A 1250-nucleotide genomic window follows, 5' to 3' on the forward strand; every position below is an offset into this window, starting at 1 on the left:
TGGTCTAAACACTTGCCCTGGTGGGGATAAATGCATTCCTGGCCAAGGTGCCGAGCCTCCAGAGCAAAAAGCCAAGGTTAGCGATGGATCCCCGCCTCCTCCAGACGTTCAGTGGACAAACCATGGAAATAAACATGTGGCCCCTAAGGCTCCTTGGCCTTCTGTCGTAAAATCCACTGCCAATGGAGGTGCAGCGAAATATGTGCCGGGCACAGATATAGAAGCATTAGAACGGCACGCGTTTGCAAACGGACAAGATGTCAATAATGGAAAACCATGGAAAGTCATTGATATGGGAAAAACTATCGGTGCTAACGACGGAAAAGAAACCCGGTACATGAGGGTGGAATTGAGTGCGAACACCATACATGGACATCCGATATCTGAAGAAGCCTTCAAAAAACTAACCAAGAAGAAAAATAATCGATGAACATTGATAAAATAATAACGCTCGGCGGAACAATTACTTTCGATGATCTCTCCACATTAGTTGGAAGCGACATCAAACTTATTACCGACGATTTAAAAGAAGATCTATTACAGGCATCACTGCCACTCGAACAAATAATTGATATTGGATGGTACCCAGAATTCAGCGAAAATGGCTCCTTTAGAATCTCGCTAATTTCAGATCAAAACTGGGAGTCGCCCACACACAGCGAAAGCGCGAAAACTTGGACTGAACTTGAAAGAGCGTTAGATCACACCCTGAATAAAATAAAAAAACCTTAATCTTTACGCAGGCGTAAAATAGACCTTTCGTAAAAAACACCATTCCCGAAAACTTTAGGCCTATTTACCGCTTATCGTTACAATAATAAAAATTATAAAAATTCAACTGAAAATGGGACAATTTCATTTGCTGCACTCAAGAGAAACCAGCCCTTTTTTTAGAAAATAAATTTGTCCCCTTTCTTCGGACTGCAACACCACGCTTTACAGCTATGATCGACAACAGCGTCTGTTAGAGACTCAACACTCAGACGGCAGCCGATGTCAACTCGGCTGGAACAACCTAGGTCAGTTGCTGGAAGAGCGCCTGCCAGATGGCGGTCAGCGCAAATACCGCTATGACGCGCTCGGTCGAAAAATTACCCGTCAGGACGAATTCGGTGCTATCACCCAATACCAATGGGATGCAGTTGATCGTCTGACCCAAGTAACCCTGCCCGGCGGCGCCACTCGCGCGTTCACCTACAACCCGTATGGCCGCGTCACCGGAACGCGACGAGCTTGGGCGAATCACTCGT

Annotated in this window: 2 protein-coding genes and 1 pseudogene; all 3 read left to right on the plus strand. The window is 45.8% G+C overall.

Annotation, left to right across the window (positions count from 1 at the left end):
* The coding region (locus L8H52_RS30270; protein ID WP_242210167.1) for a hypothetical protein at positions 1-430 on the plus strand (430 nt) is incomplete at its 5' end.
* The gene (locus tag L8H52_RS30275; protein WP_034152547.1) at positions 427-732 is read left to right on the plus strand and encodes a hypothetical protein; all 306 of its coding nucleotides are present in this window, start codon (positions 427-429) and stop codon (positions 730-732) included. The genes L8H52_RS30270 and L8H52_RS30275, both read left to right, overlap by 4 nt.
* A gap of 193 nt (positions 733-925) precedes the next feature.
* Positions 926-1250: pseudogene (locus L8H52_RS30280) on the plus strand (RHS repeat domain-containing protein); the annotation flags it as partial.

Source organism: Pseudomonas sp. CROZ-RG-20F-R04-15, assembly GCF_022662375.1.
In the GTDB taxonomy this organism is placed as follows: Bacteria; Pseudomonadota; Gammaproteobacteria; order Pseudomonadales; family Pseudomonadaceae; genus Aquipseudomonas.